General features: G+C 57.9%; 16 protein-coding genes. 10 read left to right on the top strand and 6 right to left on the bottom strand.

Annotated features, from left to right (window positions below):
• Nucleotides 1-464 precede the first annotated feature (464 nt).
• Nucleotides 465-1,289, top strand: coding sequence for a Tab2/Atab2 family RNA-binding protein (locus tag HPC62_RS08095; RefSeq protein ID WP_225906765.1), 825 nt, complete (start codon nt 465-467; stop codon nt 1,287-1,289).
• A 19-nt stretch (nt 1,290-1,308) separates the two neighbouring features.
• On the opposite strand, the gene HPC62_RS08090 is transcribed toward HPC62_RS08095, so the two are convergent.
• Both HPC62_RS08090 and nagB read right to left on the bottom strand, forming a co-directional pair.
• Nucleotides 1,309-1,647, bottom strand: coding sequence for a hypothetical protein (locus tag HPC62_RS08090; RefSeq protein ID WP_172354687.1), 339 nt, complete (start codon nt 1,645-1,647; stop codon nt 1,309-1,311).
• A gap of 190 nt (nt 1,648-1,837) precedes the next feature.
• Nucleotides 1,838-2,614, bottom strand: coding sequence for a glucosamine-6-phosphate deaminase (gene nagB, locus HPC62_RS08085; protein ID WP_172354685.1), 777 nt, complete (start codon nt 2,612-2,614; stop codon nt 1,838-1,840).
• Between the two features lie 449 nt (nt 2,615-3,063).
• Between nagB and HPC62_RS08080 the strand changes: the two genes are divergently transcribed.
• Nucleotides 3,064-4,377, top strand: a complete 1,314-nt coding sequence (locus HPC62_RS08080; RefSeq protein ID WP_172353733.1) for an NF041680 family putative transposase — start codon at nt 3,064-3,066, stop codon at nt 4,375-4,377.
• Nucleotides 4,378-4,490: 113 nt separating this feature from the next.
• On the opposite strand, the gene HPC62_RS08075 is transcribed toward HPC62_RS08080, so the two are convergent.
• Together HPC62_RS08075 and HPC62_RS08070 are read right to left on the bottom strand one after the other, a co-directional pair.
• Nucleotides 4,491-7,286, bottom strand: a complete 2,796-nt coding sequence (locus HPC62_RS08075; protein ID WP_172354683.1) for a CHAT domain-containing protein — start codon at nt 7,284-7,286, stop codon at nt 4,491-4,493.
• A 293-nt stretch (nt 7,287-7,579) separates the two neighbouring features.
• Complete coding sequence (locus HPC62_RS08070) at nt 7,580-8,575, bottom strand: ATP-grasp domain-containing protein (protein WP_172354681.1); 996 nt, start codon at nt 8,573-8,575, stop codon at nt 7,580-7,582.
• A 291-nt stretch (nt 8,576-8,866) separates the two neighbouring features.
• On the opposite strand from HPC62_RS08070, the gene HPC62_RS08065 reads away from it, so the two are divergent.
• Nucleotides 8,867-10,939: a S9 family peptidase gene (locus HPC62_RS08065; RefSeq protein ID WP_172354679.1), complete on the top strand. Its 2,073-nt coding sequence runs from the start codon at nt 8,867-8,869 to the stop codon at nt 10,937-10,939.
• An 85-nt stretch (nt 10,940-11,024) separates the two neighbouring features.
• Here HPC62_RS08065 and HPC62_RS08060 read toward each other — a convergent pair whose 3' ends face one another.
• A complete protein-coding gene (locus HPC62_RS08060; RefSeq protein WP_172354677.1) occupies nt 11,025-11,870 on the bottom strand; it encodes a methyltransferase domain-containing protein in 846 nt (281 codons plus the stop codon).
• Nucleotides 11,871-11,992: 122 nt separating this feature from the next.
• Between HPC62_RS08060 and HPC62_RS08055 the strand changes: the two genes are divergently transcribed.
• From HPC62_RS08055 to HPC62_RS23070, 6 genes are all read left to right on the top strand, one after another.
• The gene (locus HPC62_RS08055) at nt 11,993-13,327 is read left to right on the top strand and encodes a TrkH family potassium uptake protein (protein ID WP_172358836.1); all 1,335 of its coding nucleotides are present in this window, start codon (nt 11,993-11,995) and stop codon (nt 13,325-13,327) included.
• A gap of 81 nt (nt 13,328-13,408) precedes the next feature.
• Nucleotides 13,409-14,104, top strand: coding sequence for a potassium channel family protein (locus HPC62_RS08050; protein ID WP_172354675.1), 696 nt, complete (start codon nt 13,409-13,411; stop codon nt 14,102-14,104).
• A 54-nt stretch (nt 14,105-14,158) separates the two neighbouring features.
• Complete coding sequence (locus HPC62_RS08045; protein ID WP_172354673.1) at nt 14,159-15,457, top strand: anhydro-N-acetylmuramic acid kinase; 1,299 nt, start codon at nt 14,159-14,161, stop codon at nt 15,455-15,457.
• A 111-nt stretch (nt 15,458-15,568) separates the two neighbouring features.
• Nucleotides 15,569-16,015 (top strand): hypothetical protein, encoded by a 447-nt coding sequence (locus HPC62_RS08040; RefSeq protein WP_172358835.1) that lies wholly within the window; start codon nt 15,569-15,571, stop codon nt 16,013-16,015.
• A gap of 158 nt (nt 16,016-16,173) precedes the next feature.
• Entirely contained in the window at nt 16,174-17,382 is a 1,209-nt protein-coding gene (locus HPC62_RS08035; protein ID WP_172354671.1) for a 4-hydroxy-3-methylbut-2-enyl diphosphate reductase, read from the top strand.
• Between the two features lie 191 nt (nt 17,383-17,573).
• On the top strand, nt 17,574-18,107 hold the full coding sequence (locus HPC62_RS23070; RefSeq protein WP_216655342.1) for a hypothetical protein: 534 nt from the start codon (nt 17,574-17,576) through the stop codon (nt 18,105-18,107).
• Between the two features lie 93 nt (nt 18,108-18,200).
• Here the strand turns inward: HPC62_RS23070 and HPC62_RS08025 are convergent, their stop codons facing one another.
• Complete coding sequence (locus HPC62_RS08025) at nt 18,201-19,601, bottom strand: type 1 glutamine amidotransferase family protein (protein WP_172354669.1); 1,401 nt, start codon at nt 19,599-19,601, stop codon at nt 18,201-18,203.
• A gap of 518 nt (nt 19,602-20,119) precedes the next feature.
• Here HPC62_RS08025 and HPC62_RS08020 point away from each other — a divergent pair.
• Nucleotides 20,120-20,893: a DUF928 domain-containing protein gene (locus HPC62_RS08020; RefSeq protein WP_172354667.1), complete on the top strand. Its 774-nt coding sequence runs from the start codon at nt 20,120-20,122 to the stop codon at nt 20,891-20,893.
• The last annotated feature ends 45 nt before the right edge of the window (nt 20,894-20,938 follow it).

The following is a 20,938-nucleotide window of genomic DNA, read 5'->3' as shown; positions in this document are numbered from 1 at the left end:
TTCGGAGGCTGCATCCGCGAGAAATCGTCCAAAATCCAGAAAATTGATTGCAAGTGCGTCAGTCCTGAACGTGGGAAGATCAAGTTAAGGCGTGTCTTAAACTCTTTGATCCCCCCTATCCCCTTAAGAAGCGGGGAAACGGGCAAAACCGCTCCGGAAGTCCCCCTTCTTAAGCCGTCAGGATCGTAGAGAGAGCCTCAACGATGGGGGAAACGGGCAAAACTGCTCCGGAAGTCCCCCTTCTTAAGCCGTCAGGATCGTAGAGAGAGCCTCAACGATGGGGGAAACGGGCAAAACTGCTCCGGAAGTCCCCCTTCTTTCTAGCGAAGCGGCGCGTAAGCGCGGGGATTTAGGGGGCTCGACTCAGGGCAATCAACGACCTAAAAGTTTTAACACTGCCTAAAGCAGGATGCACGTTGCTCGCCCGTTTCTGCTTCTGTCCCCTCAATCCCCTATATTTTCTAGTGCTTTGGCAAGCTGATTTCTATCGTCGCCCCCTGCAAACTGAAGCGGGTGAAGCCCTGTGGGAACTGGTAGTGTGTGACCCGACGGGGGCCTTTAGCGCCTGTGTCGATTGTCTGCAGTCGCAGGCAACGGTCGATTGGCTGGCGGCTCAGTTCAGGCGGCTACAGGCAGAAGGAGCGCCAGAGCGGATTCAGGTGTTTCGGCCGCAGAGTTTGGGACTGATCGAAGCGGCTGCTAGGGAGGCTGGTTTCACCGTGGAGCCAACACGCCACGCGCCCATGCTGAAGCATTTTCTGCTGCGCCGCGCTGCCTACTACCCTAACTTGCCGGGTTATACGGGCGAAGCCTACGACCCGCTGGCGATCGATGCGCCGCCCCCTGTGCCTGTGCCGGAAGCAATTTGGGGCGATCGCTGGCGATTTGCAGCCCTGGCTGCGGGTGATCTGGAGCTGCTCTATGGCGATCGCCCTATTCCCATCTGCTCTACGCCCGATCGCCTCTTGCCGATCAATCTGGGACTCGCCTCCACCCAGCCCGTTCCGGGGGTCATCATCGACGGCGGACGGCAATCCATGCGATTGGCGCGGTGGCTCCAAGAGGTGCGTCCTGCGCTGTTGAACTATGTGCCGGGTGCCCCAGACGGGCTGATTCTGGAAGCAGGATTGAGCGATCGCTGGATTCTCTCGACCTTTCACGATGCCGACGTGGCCGCGGCGGCCCGTCTCTTTCAGCAGCGGCAGCGCGAGGCCCACGGACTGCACTTTTTGCTGGTGCAGCCAGACGACACGGGCATCACCTACAGCGGTTTTTGGCTGCTGGGCTAAGGGGGCAGCCCTGGCAGACCTATCCGGCGAGGCTTTTTAGCAGCCACCCCAGCACGATTCCTACCCCGCCAAAGCGCACCGCCATCCAGAAGGGTTCCTTGAGGCTGTTCCAGGAAAAAAGCTGGCTCTCCAGGGCGACTTCCAGTTCTGCAAGCTGATCCTTCAAGCGCCTTAGCTCCAGCTTTAGGGAGGGATCTTGGGTGTGGGCATAGTCCCGCTGCACCTGCTCGACGCGCTGTTGCAGGGCTTCCTGACGCTGCTGGTCGGTCTTGACCTGGGCATAGCGTGTTTGCAGGGTTTGGAGCGATCGCCCCAGTTCGTCTAGCGCTTGTTCAAAGTCGGGTTCGGAAGGGGGCATTGGGGCGGTGGGGTGAGGGAATGATGAGGTGAGAGGATCGTGGGCTAAGGGGACAGAGTGATATCGATTCTGGATTTAGATTGGCGATATTTTAGATTGGCGATTAGTTGGATTGCCAGCCTTAGCCCCTGTGAGGCTTCCAAGAACACTATCGATGATCCGATGATGATCTGCTGATCCCAGCATCTCCCTAACCTCGCTCCCCTAACCCCCTCACCGTTTTAACCTTCAGTTCCAGCGTCGCGTCTTCGTCGCACACGAGCAGGGCATTGGGGTGCAGTTGCAGGGCGGAAATCGTCCACAGGTGATTGATACAGCCTTCGACAGCGTGGTGGACGGCCTGGGCTTTGGCAGCGCCTTGGGCCAGGATCATGACTTCCTGGGCAGCGAGAATTGTACCAACGCCAACGGTGAGGGCGTGGGTGGGCACTTGGCTGGGGTCGTCAAAAAAGCGGGCGTTGACCTGGCGCGTGCGATCGCCCAAGGCTTGCAGGTGCGTGCGAGAGACGAGGGACGTGCCCGGTTCGTTGAACGCGATGTGGCCGTCTTCGCCGACCCCCCCGATAAATAGATTCACGCCGCCGAAGGACTTCATTTTATCTTCGTAGGCGGCACATTCTGCGGCCAAATCGGGCGCATTGCCATTGGGAATATGGACATTTTGGGCAGGAATGTCGATGTGCTTCAGGAAGTTTTGATGCATGTAGGTGTGATAGCTTTGCGGGTGATTTTGGGGCAGCCCAACATACTCGTCCATATTGAAGGTGACGACATGTTGGAAGCTGATTTTTCCCTGCTGATATAACTCGATCAGACGGGCGTATAGCTTGAGCGGGGTGCTGCCTGCGGGCAATCCAAGGACAAACGGGCGATCGCTCGTTGGGGCAAAATCGGTGATGCGCCGCAGAACGTATTGGGCAGCCCACTCAGCCACCTCAACGGCAGTCGGGCACAGGATTAGACGCATGGGAAGCAGCGGGGTGTGAAGAGAATGAAGCCGTGAAAATACGTAGAAAAGTAAACCTAAGAAACGATTGGTAAAGATTGGAGGACTTTTGAATCCCAACTCAAATCAGGTTTGGTATCGTATTTGGCATAACAGATCGTTTTCAATATCGCCGGCCGCCCGAAACGGAGTTTACAAAATTCAGTTTCTCTTTATCTAGGCCGGCCTGCTTATATGTGATTTCAATTTGGGTCGGCGGTTTTATTTTAAGTCGGCCATTTGGGTTTACAGGCAATCAGCTCATAGATAACAGGCAATGCTCAGGCGATCGCTCGTCTGGGCATTTTTTTGCATTCGGCAAACCCCTTCCCTCGTTACAGCTTTAGTTTGGACTAATGGTGAAGAGGAAGGCAGTCAATGAGAAGCACCGACTGCCGTAAGGTCAATGAAGTACAACCAACATTGACCCCATGATTTTCAACGAACTTCAGCAATTTCGCCAAACGTTGTATGCCAGCTTGGGAAACGCCAGAGATGCCCTGTTTGATCTGATGGATGCCGTGTTAGTGAGTGCGTGCATCGTGTCGTTTGTGAGGCTATCGCAGAGTCCTGTCTTTCGTCGCCAGTGGTCGAGCACCTATGAAGCGTTGCGCGATAGCCGCCTACCCCGATCAAAGGTGCTGAAGCTGTTGGTGCAGCAGATACCGACTCAGCAGCAACCGTTGTTGGCAGGTGATGCGAGTCGGTGGAACCGTCCTGCTGCCAGGCGTTTGAAAGACCGCACCTTATCAGGCAGAACAGGACATGCCCCGATAGCCGGACAAAACTACAGTACCTTAGCCTGGATTGCTGAAGACAGGGGCAGTTGGGCATTACCATTGCGGCATGAGCGCATCACCAGCTTTGAAACACCCGCCAGTAAAGCGGCATTCCAACTCAAACAAGTGACTCGGCAGTTAGCGGTGCGTCCGTTGGCGATCTACGACCGAGGGTACGGCAATGCCAGTTTTGTCAACCAAACGGCAGGGATTGAGGCAGACTTGCTGCTGCGGGTTACATCCAATCGATGTGTCTATGGCGCGCCCCCAGCGTATCGAGGGCGAGGCGCACCTGCCAAGCATGGACATAAGATGAAACTCAATGACCCTGACACTTGGAGTGTCCCGGTCGAAACCGTTGAAGTCGATGATCCCAACTGGGGACGAGTGCGGGTCAGTCGTTGGAGTGCATACCATTTCCGCAAATCCCCCAAACGGGCAATGGAAGTGTTGCGCGTGGAGGTGCTGGAGACACAGAGCAGCACGCGACGCTTGGCTCCTTTGTGGTTAGTTTGGCTGGGTGAGCAGATGCCTCCGTTAGAAACCCTGTGGTTGCACTACCTCCGTCGCTTTGCCATTGAACACTGGTATCGCTTTGCCAAGCAGAGGCTATATTGGACACATCCCCAGTTCAGTTCTGTATCGGCAACCGAACAGTGGAGCAGCCTGATGCCGTTGCTCAGTTGGCAGTTGTGGTTAGCGCGAAAGGACTGTACTGACCACCCCTTGCCCTGGCAGGCACCGCAAGAAACGTTGACTCCGGGTCGGGTCGCACAAGCGTTTGCAGGCATTTTGGCAGTGATTGGCACCCCTGCTCCTGCGCCTAAACCTCGTGGTAAATCGCCAGGACGAGGCAAGGGGCACAAGCCAACTCCTCGTCCCTGCTATCCGATGGTCAAAAAACGAGCCTCGAAACGCAAGACATCCGAACAATCCCTGAACAGTCCGGTTGCAACAGCAGCTTAACTGCGAGCAGGATTGTATCCAATTCCTTAAGTTCAACTGTTATGAACGGTTGAGCAGATTCTTTATGGCATCCTGTTGAGCATTATTGTGATGCCAGTTAGTCCAAACTAAAGTTACAGCCAGTTCCCCACCAAGATAAACGGGGCCCAGTAGGCCGGCCGGGCAAACTTGCCGCCGGACTCGATTAGCTGGATTTGCGCCTGCTGTAGAGCTTTGGCTTTGCTCAAGCTTGGGTTTTTCAAATCTGCATAGAAGCCTTTAATCAAGTCAGAGGTGGCGGCATCGTTGACAAACCAGAGCGAGGCCAGCACGCTGCGAACGCCCGCCTGGGCCGCGACACCGGCCAGCCCCAAGGCTGCGCGGTCGTCGCCGACGGCGGTGGTGCAGGCTGTGAGCGAGAGCAACTGCACTGGGCGGTTTGGATCGACCCCCCGCAAGAGCCGATCAAGCTGGTTGAGGGTCAGCTTGTTTTCGGGCGGGTCAGCCGTGACCAGGAACGTGTCTTCTGCCTCAGTGCCAAAGATGCCGTGGGTGGCGATGTGCAAAATCGGAAAATTGTTCGAGAACAGCGTTTGTGCCAGGTTATCGAGCCGGAATGCGCTGCCCGTTAGCGTCCGGCTGCGGGGCAGTTCGGCCAGAATTGCGTCCAGTTCTTCGCTGACATAAAACAGTGGGGAAAAACCACCCGCCTCGCTGTCGGGCGGGCTGGCATCGGTGAGGCCGGCGGCGAGGGCGCGGAGATTTCCCCGGTCGAGGGGGACGGGGCTGGTGAGTTGCAGGCTGGGCGTATAGGCGATCGCATACTTCTGGATCAAAAACTGCGTACCATCGTGCAGCGCTGACATGGGCACACTCCGCAAAATGTCGTCCTGCACAAAGGACAGCGTTTCTACCTGCTGCTGCTGGAACAGCGCTTCAAACGGGCGGATGATCTGGTCATATAGCCGTTGGGCAGGCTGCGGATCGTAGGCGCGAAAGTCCACTTCCAGCCCGCGACGGTAGGCGTTGATTTCATCGCGCAGGGTTTGGCGGTCGGTGTTGATCCACTCGTACTGGCGATCGCCATTGGGCAGCGTCAGCAAAACGGCAGTCTGATCGTCCAAAACCACAGTGCTAATGACTGCCGTGCGATCGCCCTCCGTCAGCAGCTTTTGCGCCACCGTCAGATCCACATTGCGCGAGGTCAACACGCAGTCGTCTCCGAAGTAGTTTTGCAATTCGGCTAGTTTCAGGGAATCGAGCGTCCCCAGGGCGCGGCTGAGGGTGTCGGGACGGTCGGTGCTGGCGGGCGGCAGTAGCTCCGACGGCTTGCCCTGCTTCAGTCGCAGCGCCACTAGCTCGCGATATACCGGGTCGATGGAGTCTCGAAAATCGAACTGGATATCGCGGTTGGCGACTAGGATATCGTCGCGGATGATTTCTAGCGTGGCGATCGCCCGCTCGTAGGCCGCGATGGATTCCGTTGTTTGCCCTTGCGCCTGCAAAATGCGTCCCGTTTGCCATTCCCAGAGGTAGCGGCTGTCGTATTCATATTCTGCGGCAAGGCGGGCATCCTGCGTGATATCCAGTGCTTTTTGGTATTCTTTTTGACATTCGTGCCAGTGTCCCAGTTCTCCTAGCGCAAAGGAGAGCGAACGGCGATCGCCCAGCCTCTCGGCTGCACTCGCGACTGAGTTCAGCATCTCTTTCGCGTCATCATTCGCCCCAGGATTCGTTCTGGAATTCGCACCAGTATTCACCCTAGAATTCAGCCCAAAATTCGCTCCAGAGTCCACCCCAGGATTTGCAGCGGGGGGCAAACACTGGCTGCGGGCAATCGGCTGCTGGGGCGAAGCGGGCATCAGCAGGCGCACCCAGTCGAGGGCGGCCAGCAGCGTATCCTGACTGGTCGGAAGCTGATTCAGCAGGGCTTTGACGGACTGACGCGCATTTTGGGCTGCTGCGACATTGCCCGTGCGGTCGTAGGCGGGAATCGCATCCAGCAGCGCCCGCAGCCGCTCGGTGGGCTGGGTTGCCAGGTCGAGGCTTTGCTGAAAGTCCTGGAGGGCGGACTGGTCGAGCGATCGCCCCTCGTCTCGCAGGCGGTTGGCTCGCTGCACGTCGCCCAGCGGCTCTGCCGAATTGGCCTGCCGATAGCGCACCACCGCCTGTCGGGTTTTCAGCGCTCCTAGGTTGCTGTAGGTCGCCGCCAACAGCGTCCGGTCGTTCAGCGTTCTGGCTAAGCTAAGGGCCCGGTCTAGCGCCGCCTTGGACGAGTCATCATTGCCCATCAGCCGATGGGCCTGCCCCAGGCTGCCCCAGGCAGCAGACTCGCCTCGGTGGTCTGCGGTGTGCTGGGCGATCGCCACGGCGCTTTCCTCCCCGCAGCCGCCCTTGGCACTCCGAGGTTCCTCGCCACACAGCAGCGCTACGGCTTTGCGATATTGCCCTATGCGGTTGTAAATCTGCGCCTGCTCTGTGAGCGATCGCCCCCAGCGGGCGGTATAGTCCACCGCGCGATCGGGCTGCTGGGCCGCAAGCTGGCGATAGGTGTTCCCTGCCGTTTGCCACAGGCTCAGCGCGTCGGTCTGCTGCCCGATGGCCTGCCGGGCCCGGGCCAGGTTTTCAGTGAGGATGGCTTCGTGGGCAGGGTTGGGCTGCTGGCGGTAGGTGTCGCGCACGGCTTCCCAGAGGGCGATCGCCCCCAAATAATCCCCCTGGCGATAGCGGTCAATGCCCTGTTGCACCTGGGCTGCTGGGTTCACGGCTTGTCCCCAGCCCGGCCGCAGCGGCAGCACCATGCATAGCCCCACGGTCAACAGCCCCAGCCCCAGGCACAGGAGCCGATGCCAGCCCCGCCGCCATTGCTGCATCTCCGGCAGGAGCCTGCCCCTCTGCATCCCGCGCGTCGCCCTTCTCCGTTGGCTCATGCTGACCGCCTCGCCGGTTTTCAGAAAAATTTCTAAAGCAATCTAAAGCAATCTTATTGATGTCCAAATACGGGATATGCAACTTTGCTGATCCCCCTCCCCTTTTTCTGGTACGCCGAAGGCTTTAAGCTCAAGCCCAGAGCAGGAGAGAGACTTCAAGCCTCTCTTGCTCCCCTTCTCCCGACCTGGGAGAAGGGGCTGGGGGATGAGGGCAGATTGAAAGCTGCACATTGCTTTCTAAACAGGCATCTGGAGCAAAATGCTGACTTTTTTCCCAGACCATACCAGACTTTTTAGGGGAGATTCAAATCCGCCGATGCGTCTGCGGAGTTCACCACTTGGCGCGACCGTTTCTCAATCATTTCATTCGTAATCCCCAACTGCTGCCAGAAGTGGACGAGCGGAAGTTGGGGCGACCCAACAAACTGCGGATCGACGGTTTTTAGCGCGATCCACTCGCCGCTCTGGGTCTGGGCGATATCGACCCCCAGCAGCGGCACGTCTAGCCGTTCGGCAACGGCAAAAGCCACGGCAAACATCGCTTTTTCTTCTTCGACCGAGAGCCAGCGGCCGGGGTCGTCACCTGGCCAGGCATAGCCATAGGTGAGGATCGCTCGATCGTACAACACCACGCGAAACTCGCGCCCCAGGGGAAATCCGGCGGGCGTGGTGTGGTGATGGCGCAGGTTAACCCACTGGCGGGCCAGGACTGGCTGGCACGGCTCCTGGCTGAGTTCCTGGCTAGGTTCCTGGTTTAATTCCTGGTTGAATAAGTCTGCTGCGATGCGTCGTGCTTGCGCTGGCGTTTTGGCGATGCTGCTCCGCAAGGCTAACGCCAACGCCCGCTGCCAGTCTTGCAACACCGCCACCGATCCGCTGCGCTGAAAGACCAGTGGTAAGCCGAGTTGGGCGATCGCCCCCTCAACTGCGTCTGGCTGCTCTAGCACGATGCTGGCCGGGGTCAGATCCTTTAGGAGCGGATAGGCGCGGTGAAATTCTTGAGCAAGCTGGTGCTGGGCGGGGGTGTTGGGCAGGTGCAGGTTCTTGGCGTGGGCAGCGGCGAACAGTTCACCATAGCGGAAGGCAGTGGTCGGCGGCGCAAGCCAGAAGGCGGCGGTCGGCTGGGGCTGGGCTGGAATGGCGGCCAGCGCTTCGGCTGCACCAGATCCGTCCGTTGCGATCGCCCACACCGGAAAGCCCAAAATCTCGGCGATCGCCCCCGACGCTTCGAGCGATCGCCGCAACTCCGCAGGCACCCCAAGCCCTGGACCCTCAAACAGCACAATCATTCAAACTCTGTAACCACTCACACGCTCTGGACTTAAAATCACTGATTGCACAAAAATCATGCACAAAAATCAAGAGTTAAGCCATAGATCCCTGAGCTTTCTGAATCCTATTCCTGATATTTTAGAAGCCTTGATAAAGCAGGTAGGCTTAAATGCTAAATCCTTCAAGAAATCGCCCTGCTTTGTCCCAAAAATCTTGGGCAAACCCTTAGAAAAGTCTAAACTGAGCAAAGAGAATTCCAAAGGATTTCACTGCCCCATCCTTGAATCAGGGACGACCGTTATACCCCTATGAGCCGATTTTCTTCCCGTGAAGCCCTTACGACCCTCCAGCCCCCAATTGCTGAAAAACGCCCCCAAGTGCTGACAGCACACGGCGATGAGCGGGTCGATGACTATTACTGGATGCGCGATCGGGATGATCCGGCCGTGATGGCATACCTGGAGGCGGAGAACGCCTACACCGAAGCCGTCATGCAGCCCACCACCGACTTGCAGACCAAGCTGTATGACGAGATTCTGGGGCGAATTCAGGAAACGGACTTATCAGTGCCCTATCGCAAGGGCGATTATTACTACTACAGCCGCACCGAGGAAGGGAAAGCCTACTCTATTTTTTGTCGCAAAAAGGGCAGCCTGGACGCGCCGGAAGAGGTGCTGCTGGATGAGAATTTGCTGGCAGAGGGGCACGAATATTTCGACTTGGGCGTGTTGCAGGTTAGCCCCGACCATCGGCTGCTGGCCTATTCCATCGACACGAACGGCGCGGAATTGTTCACGCTATATTTTCTGGATTTGGCAACCCGCGAACTATATGCCGAGTCGATTCCCGATACCTACTATTCGTTTGTCTGGGGCAACGACAGCCGCACCGTGTTCTACACTCAGGTAGACGCAGCACATCGCCCGCACAAGCTATTTCGCCATACTCTGGGCACACCCATAGACCAGGATGTGCTGGTGTTTCATGAACCCGATGATGCCTACCATTTGGGCATTGGCAAGACGGCGAGTGAAGCCTATTTGCTGCTCAGTTTGAATAGCAAAGTGACTTCTGAAGTTCACTTCTTGGATGCCAATAATCCAACGGGCGAGTTCAAGCTAATTCAAGCGCGATCGCCCGGTGTGGAATACTACGTGGAACACCACGGCGAATACTTCTACATCACCACCAATCAGGACGCGATCAACTTCCAACTCCTGCGGGCCCCCGTCAGCCGTCCCAGTCGAGAGAACTGGGAAACCGTGATTCCCCACCGCGAAACGGTCATGATCACCGGGGTCAGCGCCTTTGCGCGACATCTGGTGATTTACGAGCGGCAGGGCGGGCTAGAGACGGTGCGCGTGCGCCACATGCCCAGCGGCGACGAGCATTACATCACCTTTCCAGAGCCGACCTACGAAATTGGCGAGGGCGCAAATCCGGAGTACGATACCAATACGCTGCGGTTTAACTACACCTCGCTGGTCACGCCCTGGTCGGTGTTTGACTATGACCTGGAGACGCGCGATCGCGAGTTGAAAAAAGAAACTCCCGTGCTGGGTGGCTATGACAAGACCCAGTACGTCAGCCAGCGGCTAGAGGCGATCGCCCCCGACGGCACGCCGATTCCGCTGTCGCTGGTCTATCGCAAAGACCTCCAGCCGACGGAGCCACACCCGCTGCTGCTGACGGGCTACGGTTCCTACGGCTATAGCTACCCCGACTCGTTTTCTTCTACCCGGCTTTCCCTGCTCGACCGGGGCGTAGTGATGGCGATCGCCCACATCCGGGGCGGGGCCGAACTGGGGCGCAAGTGGTACGAAGACGGCAAGTTCTTGAATAAGAAAAACACCTTTACCGACTTCATTGCCTGCGCCGAGCATTTGATCGACCGGGGCTGGACTTCGCCGCAGCACCTAGCGATTACGGGCGGCAGCGCGGGGGGGCTGCTGGTGGGCGCGGTGGTAAACCTGCGGCCGGATCTGTTTCGAGTGGCGATCGCCGATGTGCCCTTTGTGGACGTGGTGACGACGATCCTCGACCCGTCGCTGCCCCTGTCGGTGATGGAATGGGAAGAATGGGGCAACCCCAACGACCCCGCCTTTTATCACTACATGAAGTCCTACTCGCCCTACGACAACGTGACCGCCCAGGACTATCCCGCTATGCTGGTCACCGCCGGCCTCAACGACCCCCGTGTCTCCTACTGGGAACCTGCCAAATGGACAGCCAAGCTCCGCGCCCTCAAGACCGACTCAAACGTGCTGCTGTTAAAAACCAACATGGGCGCAGGCCACAGCGGCGCATCCGGCCGCTACGAGCGCATCAAAGAAGCTGCGTTTGAGTATGCCTTTTTGCTCTGGCAATGGGGGCTGGCGTAGGGGAGCGTTAGCGCAATCACAGTGTTCCGATCCGTTTGGGATTTTGGATTGTGGATTGGGGATAGACGGGATGTGCAACTTTTGGCTATTCCTTCACGCCTGCCAGCACGCCAAATCGCACCAGCCCGCGCCGATAGCCCGACTGCATCAGCCCCATCGACAGCGCCGCCTGCATCGTGCCCCAGCCGGCCCGCAATAGCCCCACGACAGCAGCGGGGGAGATAGCAGAGCGCACCACCTCGTCCCAGAAAGGCGCGACGGCGGGCGACCAGTCGGCGGTGCGGAGGTTTTGGTAGCCTAGATTGTGGGCGATCGCCTCATATTCCGCCAGCGAAATGACATAGGGCAGCCGATAGACGCGATAAATCTTCTCTAGGTGGGCCTGCTCTTCCTGGGTCAGCGGCGATTCGTTAATCGGCCGGTGGCACCAGGTCGCCATTAGAAACGTGCCGCCGGGTTTCAGCACGCGATGGCACTCTTTCAAAAACTGGAGCTTGTCGGGCATATGTTCACCGCTTTCCATCGACCACACCAGGTCAAACCTGCCGTCGGCAAAGGGCATCTTCAGCGCATCGGCCACCTGAAACTGAGTGCGATCGCCCAGGCCGGCCGCCGCTGCCCGTTCAGTCGCCCGTCGCGCCTGCACAGGACTGAGGGTAATGCCCGTTGCCGCTGCCCCAAATTTTTCTGCCAGATACAGCGAACTGCCCCCAATGCCGCAGCCCACATCGAGAATCGCCGTTGCCTTAGACACGCCGCCCCAGTGCAACAGTTCTTCGATCAGGTCGATTTGGGCCTGCCGCCGCTCTTTGCGCTCGGTGCCTGCGGGCCCATAATACCCGTGGTGCATATGCTCGCCCCACACCTGTTCCCATAGCCCCGACGAGGCATCATAAAAAGTCTGAATTTGCTGCTGTAGAGTTTTTGGCATGGCTTCACGAGATCACGAGCGGTATTACTGTATAAAAGGATTGCAATTCTGCCAATGGATAGCCAGTCCATCCGCTCATTACTTCACCCCAGACCGTATCCCCAACCGCTGCACCACGTATGATGACTGTTCCACGCACGATTTGTCTGGGGTTTTTGGCGCTAATTCTGGTTGGCACTGGACTGTTGACGCTACCCATTTCTTTGCAGAGCGGACAATGGGGCGACGTGCTGACGGCGCTGTTCACTTCCACCTCCGCAGTCTGCGTGACGGGGTTGGTTGTGGTAGATACAGGCACGTATTTTTCTGGATTTGGGCAGTTTTGTGTGTTGCTGCTTATCCAGCTCGGCGGGCTGGGCTATATGACGGCCACCACCATTTTGCTGCTGTTGCTGGGTCGCAGGTTTGGGCTGCGCGACAAGGTGGCGCTTCAGCAGACGCTCGATATTGAAGAACTGTCTGGCGCGGTGCAGTTGGTCAAGTCGATTGTGGCGCTGACGCTGCTGATCGAGCTGATGGGGGCGATCGCCATGTTCAGCGTTTTTTCTCAAACCTACAGCACGGGGCGCAGTCTGTGGCTGGCTCTGTTTCACAGCGTCAGCGCCTTCAACAATGCCGGGTTTGGCCTATTTCCAGACAGTTTGATCAGCTACGCCACGTCAGTCCCAATTAACCTGATCATTACAGCGCTGATTATTTTGGGCGGCATTGGCTATCAGGTGATGATGGAGGTGTTTTTTTGGGGGCGCGATCGCCTCAAAGGCAAGCCCAATCGCACCTGCTTTTCGCTCAACTTCAAAGTCGCCACTAGCACCACCTTGGCATTGCTGCTACTGGGATTTGTTGGGTTTCTAGGAGCAGAGTTTCGCAATCCCAACACGCTTGGCCAGCTAGATGCTCCTGCTAAGTTTCTAGTGTCCTGGTTTATGTCCGTCACACCGCGCACCGCCGGATTCAACACCATCGACTATGGACGCATGACCACTACCGGGCTATTCATCACGATCGCGCTCATGTTTGTCGGCGCAAGCCCCGGCAGCACGGGCGGCGGCATCAAGACCACGACTATGCGGATCTTGTTTGAATGCACGCGGGCCGTGCTGCGCGGCAAAGAAGAAGTCCTTTGCTATCGCCGCCAGATTCCAAACACTCTGCTGATCAAAGCGATCGGCGTCGTGTTTGGCTCCGTGATGACGGTAATCCTCGCTACCGTGCTGATCACCCTGGCCGATCCCAGTATTGAATTTACGCTCGTCTTGTTTGAGGCGGTGTCTGCGTTTGCCACGGTGGGTCTGTCTACAGGCATCACTGCTAGCGTGTCTGCCCTGTCCAAAGTCGTGCTGATTATCACCATGTATGTCGGGCGGGTGGGCGTGCTGATGCTGATGCTGGCATTGCTGGGCGATCCCAAACCCAGCTCGATCAACTATCCCCAAGAAAACCTGCTAGTTGGTTAGTCGTCCCGGTTTGCCCTGCGCCCAGCAATGCCGCTTGCGTTTGAAAACCCGTATTTTTTAGAAATCTAATTTGGAGGCATTGTGAATCTTTCGTCGCTCAGTTTTTTTCGCAATTTGCGCGGCGGCACTCGCCAGTATGCCGTTATCGGGCTGGGGCGGTTTGGGCGGGCGGTGTGCATGACCCTCCACAATCTGGGCTATGAGGTGCTGGGCATCGACTCCGAAGAACGCCTGGTCGAGCAGGCCCTATCGGATGAAATCGTCGCTCATGCACTAACCCTCGACTCGACCGATCCCTCAGCCCTCAAAGAAGCAGGGGTTTACGACTTTGACACGGTGATCATTGCCATCGGCAACTACATCCAGGAAAGCATCATTACCACGCTCAACATCAAAGAGGGCGGCGTGCGCTATGTCGTTGCCAAGGCCTCGACGGAGGTGCATGGGAAGCTGCTGCGCCGAGTCGGAGCCGACCATGTGGTGTTTCCAGAGCATGAAATGGGCTGCACCCTAGCGCGATCGCTCACTCGGCCCGGCGTGCTAGATCGGTTTGAGATCGACCCCGACAACAGCATCGTGGAACTGGTCGTGCCCGAAGAGTTTGACGGCAAGAGCATTGTGGAACTCGATCTGCGATCGCGCTACGGTGTCAGCGTGCTGGCGCTGTCGCAAAATGGCAAATTTGAGGTGAACCCCATTCCCTCAATGCGCCTCCGCAAGGGTGAACTCATGGTCGTGATCGGCGCAAACCGGGGCATTGAGCATCTGCCCGTGTAATTGCGACTGGAAACTTCACCCTCTTTATCCACTTCATCCTAAGGGAAGCCGCAAATGCGAATCATTGGCCTGATCAGCGGAACCTCCGTCGATGGCATCGATGCCGCGCTGGTGGAAACGGAGGGCGCGGGTTGGAACCTTCGCATCACGCTGCTGAATGGCATCACGCTTCCCTACCCGCCAGACCTGCGATCGCACATCTTAGAAGTCTGCGCCGGAGCGCCGCTGTCGATGGCTGAGTTGGCAAGTCTGGATGATGCGATCGCCCACTGCTTTGCCCAGGCCGCCCGCCAGGTGCAAGCCGGCCATCCCCCTGCCGACCTGATCGGCTCCCACGGACAGACCGTATTTCACCGTCCGCCGGGGGCCAGGCTCGCCGATGCAATCGAGTCGTCCCAGTCTTCCCAGCCTTCGCTAATACCCGCTGCCTCCGGCCTTGGCTATAGCCTCCAGTTGGGGCGCGGCTCCCTCATTGCCCACATCACAGGCATCCACACAATCAGCAACTTCCGGGCAGCAGATATCGCCCTGGGCGGTCAGGGTGCGCCGCTGGTTCCCCCCGTCGATGCAGCGCTGCTGTCTCATCCAACGTTGACCCGCTGTGTGCAGAATATCGGCGGCATCGGCAATGTGGCGTTTTTGCCCCTGCGCCATCAGGTGTTGCGCCATGCGCCTGTGCTGCCAGAGATATGCGGTTCAGCGTCCAAGCCCGTCCAGCCTGCGGAGACAGTTTCGGCGCTGCTGGGCTGGGACACGGGGCCGGGGAATGCGCTGCTGGGCTGGGACACGGGGCCGGGGAATGCGCTGCTGGACTGGGCAGTGCATCAGCTTTCGGGCGGCACACAGCCCTACGACCAGAACGGAGCCTGGGCCGCATCGGGGCAGCCCTGTCTAGAACTCGTCCATCAATGGCTGCAAGACCCCTACTTTCACCTGCCGCCGCCCAAATCAACCGGGCGGGAACTGTTTGGAGCGGAGTATGGGCGGCGCTGTTTGGCGGATGCGGCTGAGCGTGGGCTGAGCGATGCAGACACGCTGGCAACGCTAACGGAACTGACGGCTGCCTCTATCGTTCACAGCTACCGCGCCTTTTTGCCACACATGCCCGACCAGGTGCTGCTTTGCGGCGGCGGCAGTCGCAATGGCTACCTGCGATCGCGCCTTGCTGCTCTGCTCGATCCCATCCCCGTCTTGACCACTGATGAAGTGGGACTCCATGCTGACTTTAAGGAGGCGATCGCCTTTGCCGTTTTAGCCCATTGGCGCTGGCAAAATTTTCCAGGTAATTTCCCGGACGTGACAGGTGCTGCCGCTCCCGCCCTTCTCGGCGAAATTCACCTGGCACGCCGATAATCGCGTGTTACGATCGATCGCCATGCAGATGCTCTGTGCGAGTTCATACGGCTGCCAGAGAAGCATGTGCAACACTGCAAGGCGCGATCGCGCGACAGAGGAATGGGTGCCGTGTCCCACACGTTTTTGATGGAAGCAGGTCGCTGGCTGTTGCAGGGAAGCTGGCTCGATCGGGATGCCATGCTGCTGCCAGTCAAGGGCAAGATCCTTGTCGTATGGGGACGCGACAACTGGTACGACATGGTGACGCAGTTGGAGTTTCCCACCGTCGAACGCGACAAGATTACCTTCAAGTATCGCGGGCGGTTTAACGACAGCGATCGCCAGTACACCTTTGTTCTGCAACACAGCGAGCTGGGCCGCGTCGAGGGCGAGGGCTGGATCGCGCCGGAGTCCATTGTGCAGCGCTACTGGGTGTTGGGCGATCGCCAGCGTCGCACGGGCTTTGAAACGCTGCGTCGCCTGGGCGAAAACACTTACTGCCTTTCCAGCAGCATTATGTCTGGCCACTACCTCTCTAGCCTGATGGAGGCAACGGTGGAGCGCCAGGTGGAATAGGCGAGGGAATCAGCAAGGGAATCGGCGAGAACGTTGCTGGAATGCGCCGCTTGTCTGTTAGGGTAAAAATACGCGCCTCGGCGCACGTTCAATTTTTCACATTTTTCACAGCAGCTTTCCCAGCAGCAAGTACACCAGCAAGCAGCGCGCCAGCGGGTATGGATACCAAAGCATTTAAGCGATCGCTCAACAACTCCGAAAACTATCACCGCAAGGGCTTCGGCCACGACGCAGAAGTCTCCGGGCAGATGCAGTCGGAATATCAGAGTGACCTGATCCAGCAGATCCGCGACAACGGCTATACCCTCACGCGGGGCGACGTGACGATTCGGCTGGCCCAGGCCTTCGGTTTTTGCTGGGGCGTAGAGCGGGCGGTGGCCATGGCCTACGAAACGCGGCAGCACTTCCCCACAGAACGCATCTGGATTACCAACGAAATCATCCACAACCCGTCTGTAAACCAGCGTTTGCGAGACATGCAGGTGCAGTTTATCCCGGTGGCTGATGGACAGAAAGACTTTTCCGGCATTGAGTCGGGCGACGTGGTAATTTTGCCCGCCTTTGGCGCAAGCGTCCAGGAAATGCAGTTGCTCAACGACAAAGGCTGCACGATCGTAGATACGACCTGTCCCTGGGTGTCGAAGGTGTGGAACTCGGTGGAAAAGCACAAGAAAAATGACTACACCTCCATCATCCACGGCAAATACAACCACGAAGAGACGATCGCCACCAGTTCCTTTGCTGGGACGTACCTGATTGTGCTGAATCTGGAGCAGGCGCAGTACGTAGCGGATTATATTTTGCGAGGGGGCGATCGCCAGGAATTTCTCGCCAAGTTCAAAAACGCCTATTCCGACGGCTTTGACCCTGACCGCGACCTAGAGTGCGTCGGCATCGCCAACCAGACCACCATGCTCAAGGGCGAAACGGAGCAAATCGGCAAGCTGTTTGAACGCACCATGATGCAGAAATACGGCCCCGACCAACTGAATCAGCACTTCCTCGCCTTCAATACCATCTGCGACGCGACGCAGGAACGGCAGGATGCCATGTATGACCTAGTAGACGCGCCCCTAGACCTGATGGTGGTCGTCGGCGGCTACAATTCCTCCAACACGACGCACCTGCAAGAAATCGCCATCGATCGCAGCATTCCGTCCTACCACATCGACAGTGGCGATCGCATCGGGCCCGGCAACCGCGTCGAACACAAGCCGCTGCACCATGACCTGACCGTCACCGAAAACTGGCTGCCCGACGGGCCCATCACCGTCGGCATCACCTCCGGAGCCTCCACCCCCGATCGCATCGTGGCGGAAGTGATCGAGAAAATTTTTGAGCTAAAAGGGGCCCTGGCGCTGGCTTGATGGCTGGCTTGGTGACTTAGCTTAAATGTCACTCAAATGTCTCAGTTGTTTACAAATTTGTGAGTATTGGCTCATCGCCTTGTTAGATCGGGTAACCTGGCCTCAAAGGGTAGGTGCTGCTAGCGGCGATTCTTCTGCGGAAACCCGTTGCAAACGCCCCTCTTGTATTTGGGATTTCCTGGTTTTTAGAAATGTCTGCCATCGACCTATTCTCAGCCGTGCTATCGGGTGCTTCGCTGCTTGCCCCCGCATCTGACCTGGGCGCACTGCCTTTGGGCATGGTTCATTCCGCTGCAATGCACTCGGCGATCGCCCCGTCTGACCTCGCCACCTTTGGGGCAATGGGCGACTTTTCGCGTACATACTGTCTCGCGATCTGCGCGATGCTGGTTCCGGCAAACCTGCTGGCAACGCTGCAAACCTTAATCTTTGTCGGCTGCAATCGCCCCCGTTCAACCATCCGCTGGATTACTAGCGCTGCCAGCCTTTACGCCGTCCTCATGCTTCTGCACATCCTTACCTGGTTTGTGGTGGGCGTGGTGATGCTGCCGACCTTTGTGCTGACGGGGCTGGGCGGCCTCTGCCTGGGGCTAAATGTGTGGGCGATCGCCCGTCCCCAGAGTCTCTCTAAATTTCTGCGTCGCCTGGTGGGTTGGGGATATGCGCTGCTGCCCAAGCGCTTCCCGACGGTTCCCAGCCTTCCAGTCCTTCCAGAACAGGGCTAGCGTCCAGCACCCTCCGCACTGGCCGCCATTCGCGCGCATTTAGGCTTACGCATTCAGGCTTAGGCAATCAGGCCTGAGCAGTCTTGCTGCGGTCTATTCCTGCATCCCTTCGTACAGCAGGCGGGCAAACAGCCGTGCGCCATCGTCGGCCTTCAGCTGTGCATAGCTGGGCGGCGCAGAATGCCCCACGGCCCGCAAATCTGATAGAAGCTCTGGGTGAAACTGGCAGGTGAACGAGCGGCGCACCTGCTTGCTTTCAAAATCTCGATAGATGATGCACGTTGCAGAACACTCGGTAACAACTTCCTCGCCGATCGTCGTGGAACACAGGATCTCCACCGCATCCGGCAGCTTCAGCAGCCACGCCAGACGGCTCCCCGCAATCACCGAGCGGTAGGGAATCATGGCATCGTGCAGCAGTCGGTAGGCCCAGTTCGCAAACAGGATGGCTTCTTCGTTCACCTCGTCCGAGTGAAACATGGCGATGTTGATTTCGCGCTCATACTCAATGGCGGTATCAATCACGCCTTCGTACTGGTCAGCGGTGATTTCATGGGCAGTGATTAGCTCTTCGGGAATGCCCTGCGCGTCGCCATCGGGGGATTGGTAGTGATGAAGCTGGCGATCGCCCACTTCCTTGTGTTCGTTCGGCCCCACCGCAAACTCTGGATGATCCCAGCCCTCGGCAATCACATGGCCATTGCGCTTGGTAATCTTAAGCGAACTGCCGATCGCTTCGATGCGCTGGCACACCCGCCGCAAAGCCTTTAGCATTTTTCCATCCGGATCGCGGGGCAGCGAGTCCAGACTTAGCACCTCCCGGACGGCTTGTTTAATCAGGTTAATATGCGCCTGCGCCGCCAATTGATGCCCCAGACAGATGAACAGCGCCAGCGCACTGGTGGGCGATCGCGAGATCAGCAGCCGCTCAACCAGCCGATGCAGGTCTTCCAGGGAACACTGGGCCCCATCAAACGTAGAGGCATCCCGAACCGACGGATCGCCGCCTTCTACCACGACGGCCAGCCCAGCGGTGATCAGCGGCACCACCACATCCAGGTCGAGCAGCCCCGACGACCACATGGGGAACAAGATGGAATCGCAATCGGCAATCTTCTGGGCGATGTAGGCCACGTTGAGAGAAGCTCGCACCCCTTCTCCGAGGGGGTTTCGCCCGACGTGTTCCCAGGGTTCAATAATGGCGATCGCACTGCGAAACAGCGCCGGATGTTGCAGCAAAAAATCTAGCTCTGCCTGGGAAGCAATCACCTTTTCCAGGGGTTTCTGCGCTCCCCATCGAAATTCGGTGTTTTCGGTCAAGAGGGAGTCATCGGGTAGGGGGTCAGGCGAATGGCGATCGGCCAAAAACTGCCCAATCAGCACATGCACTGATTCAAAATCCGAATCTCCTTCGCTCAGATAGCCCGGACGCAGCCGCCACTGGCTCGTTTGGGCTGCTGGATGTAGCGCCTGGGGTGTATTGGCTAAGCTCATATCCGCTCCTGGTGTAACGTGCCCTTTGGTATATTGACTCTGACCGAATAATATACCGCTGATTGTCCCGGCTCAGTTGTAATTGACCAGCGCATTGACAGCCGCAATTGATAAGCGCATCGATAACCGCGTTGACGGCCGCGATAACTGCCGCATCATACCCCACATCCTGATCTCTCCGCTGTCAAGCGCCTGCATCAATCCCTGCATCAATCATCGAGATTTATCGAGATTTGGCATAAGAATCGTAAGCAGCGGATATGAGGTGCTGCTCACTGCGGACTGGCCCCCATCCATCGTGAATCTATTTGGAGGGGCGTTGGAGGTTAGCGGTTGAGTGTGTATCAATGGATTTGGGAGTAATAAGTGCTGACAGCATCGCTTGCCCCGTTCCTCAGTACAGCCACTAATACAGCACCAGTACAGCCACCAGTACAGCCACCTCTAGCCCTCCCTCTCTCGCCTCGGACTTCTGTCGTCACTCTATCCTTGCTATGATTCACCTTCCCTCCAAACGCTTGTCTCTCTTCTCTGCTGTGGTACAGTCGGCTTGCAAACCCCTCGCCAAAGCCTTTCTAGCGGCGATCGCCCTTGGCATCACCCTCGGCAGTGTCCCCATCACAGCGCTGGCGCAGGACTACGTTCCCCCCAACCGCGGCCTGCCCGGACGGCGCGAAGGCGGCGGCACTCGCGGCTGTTGGACAAGCGCAGTTCCCGGTGAACAGAACCGCCTCACAGCTATCGTTCCGGCACAAAACCTGGGCTATACCCTCAGCGAATATCCCACCTTTTTCGTCTACGTTCCGGCTGCCTATGCTGAAAAAGCCGCCGCAGCCGAGCTAATCCTGACCGACGACCAAGACACCGAAATCTATCGCACCAGCTTCAGCACGGGCAATCAGTCTGGCATTCTCCGCATCAGCTTGCCTGCCGAAGCGAACATGGCTCCCCTGGAAATCGGGCGCGATTATCACTGGAGCTTTGCCCTGGTTTGCGACCCCAACGACCCGTCGGGCAACCTGGTGGTGGATAGCTGGATTCAGCGTGTGCAGCCTTCAGCGGAATTGGCCGCAGCGATCGCCACGACCAGCCCTGCCGATTTGCCCGCGCTCTATGCCCGCTCTGGCATCTGGTACGAGGCGATCGCCAGCCTCACAGACCCCTATCGCCAGCCCACCGATGGGGCGATCGTGACCCAATGGCAAAATTTGCTGAACTCCGTTGGGTTGAGCAACATTGCGGCTGAACTGCCCATCGCTCCGCCAAACCTATCGCAGCGATCGCCCCAATAGCAGGCACAGCCTAAGGTTCGACTCCGGAGATAGCGACGGACGATT

The sequence above is a fragment of the Thermoleptolyngbya sichuanensis A183 genome (genome assembly GCF_013177315.1).
GTDB classification, from domain to species: domain Bacteria; phylum Cyanobacteriota; class Cyanobacteriia; order Elainellales; family Elainellaceae; genus Thermoleptolyngbya; species Thermoleptolyngbya sichuanensis.
Note: the sequence above shows the minus strand (reverse complement) of the source record. Positions and strands in the feature narration are given on the sequence as shown.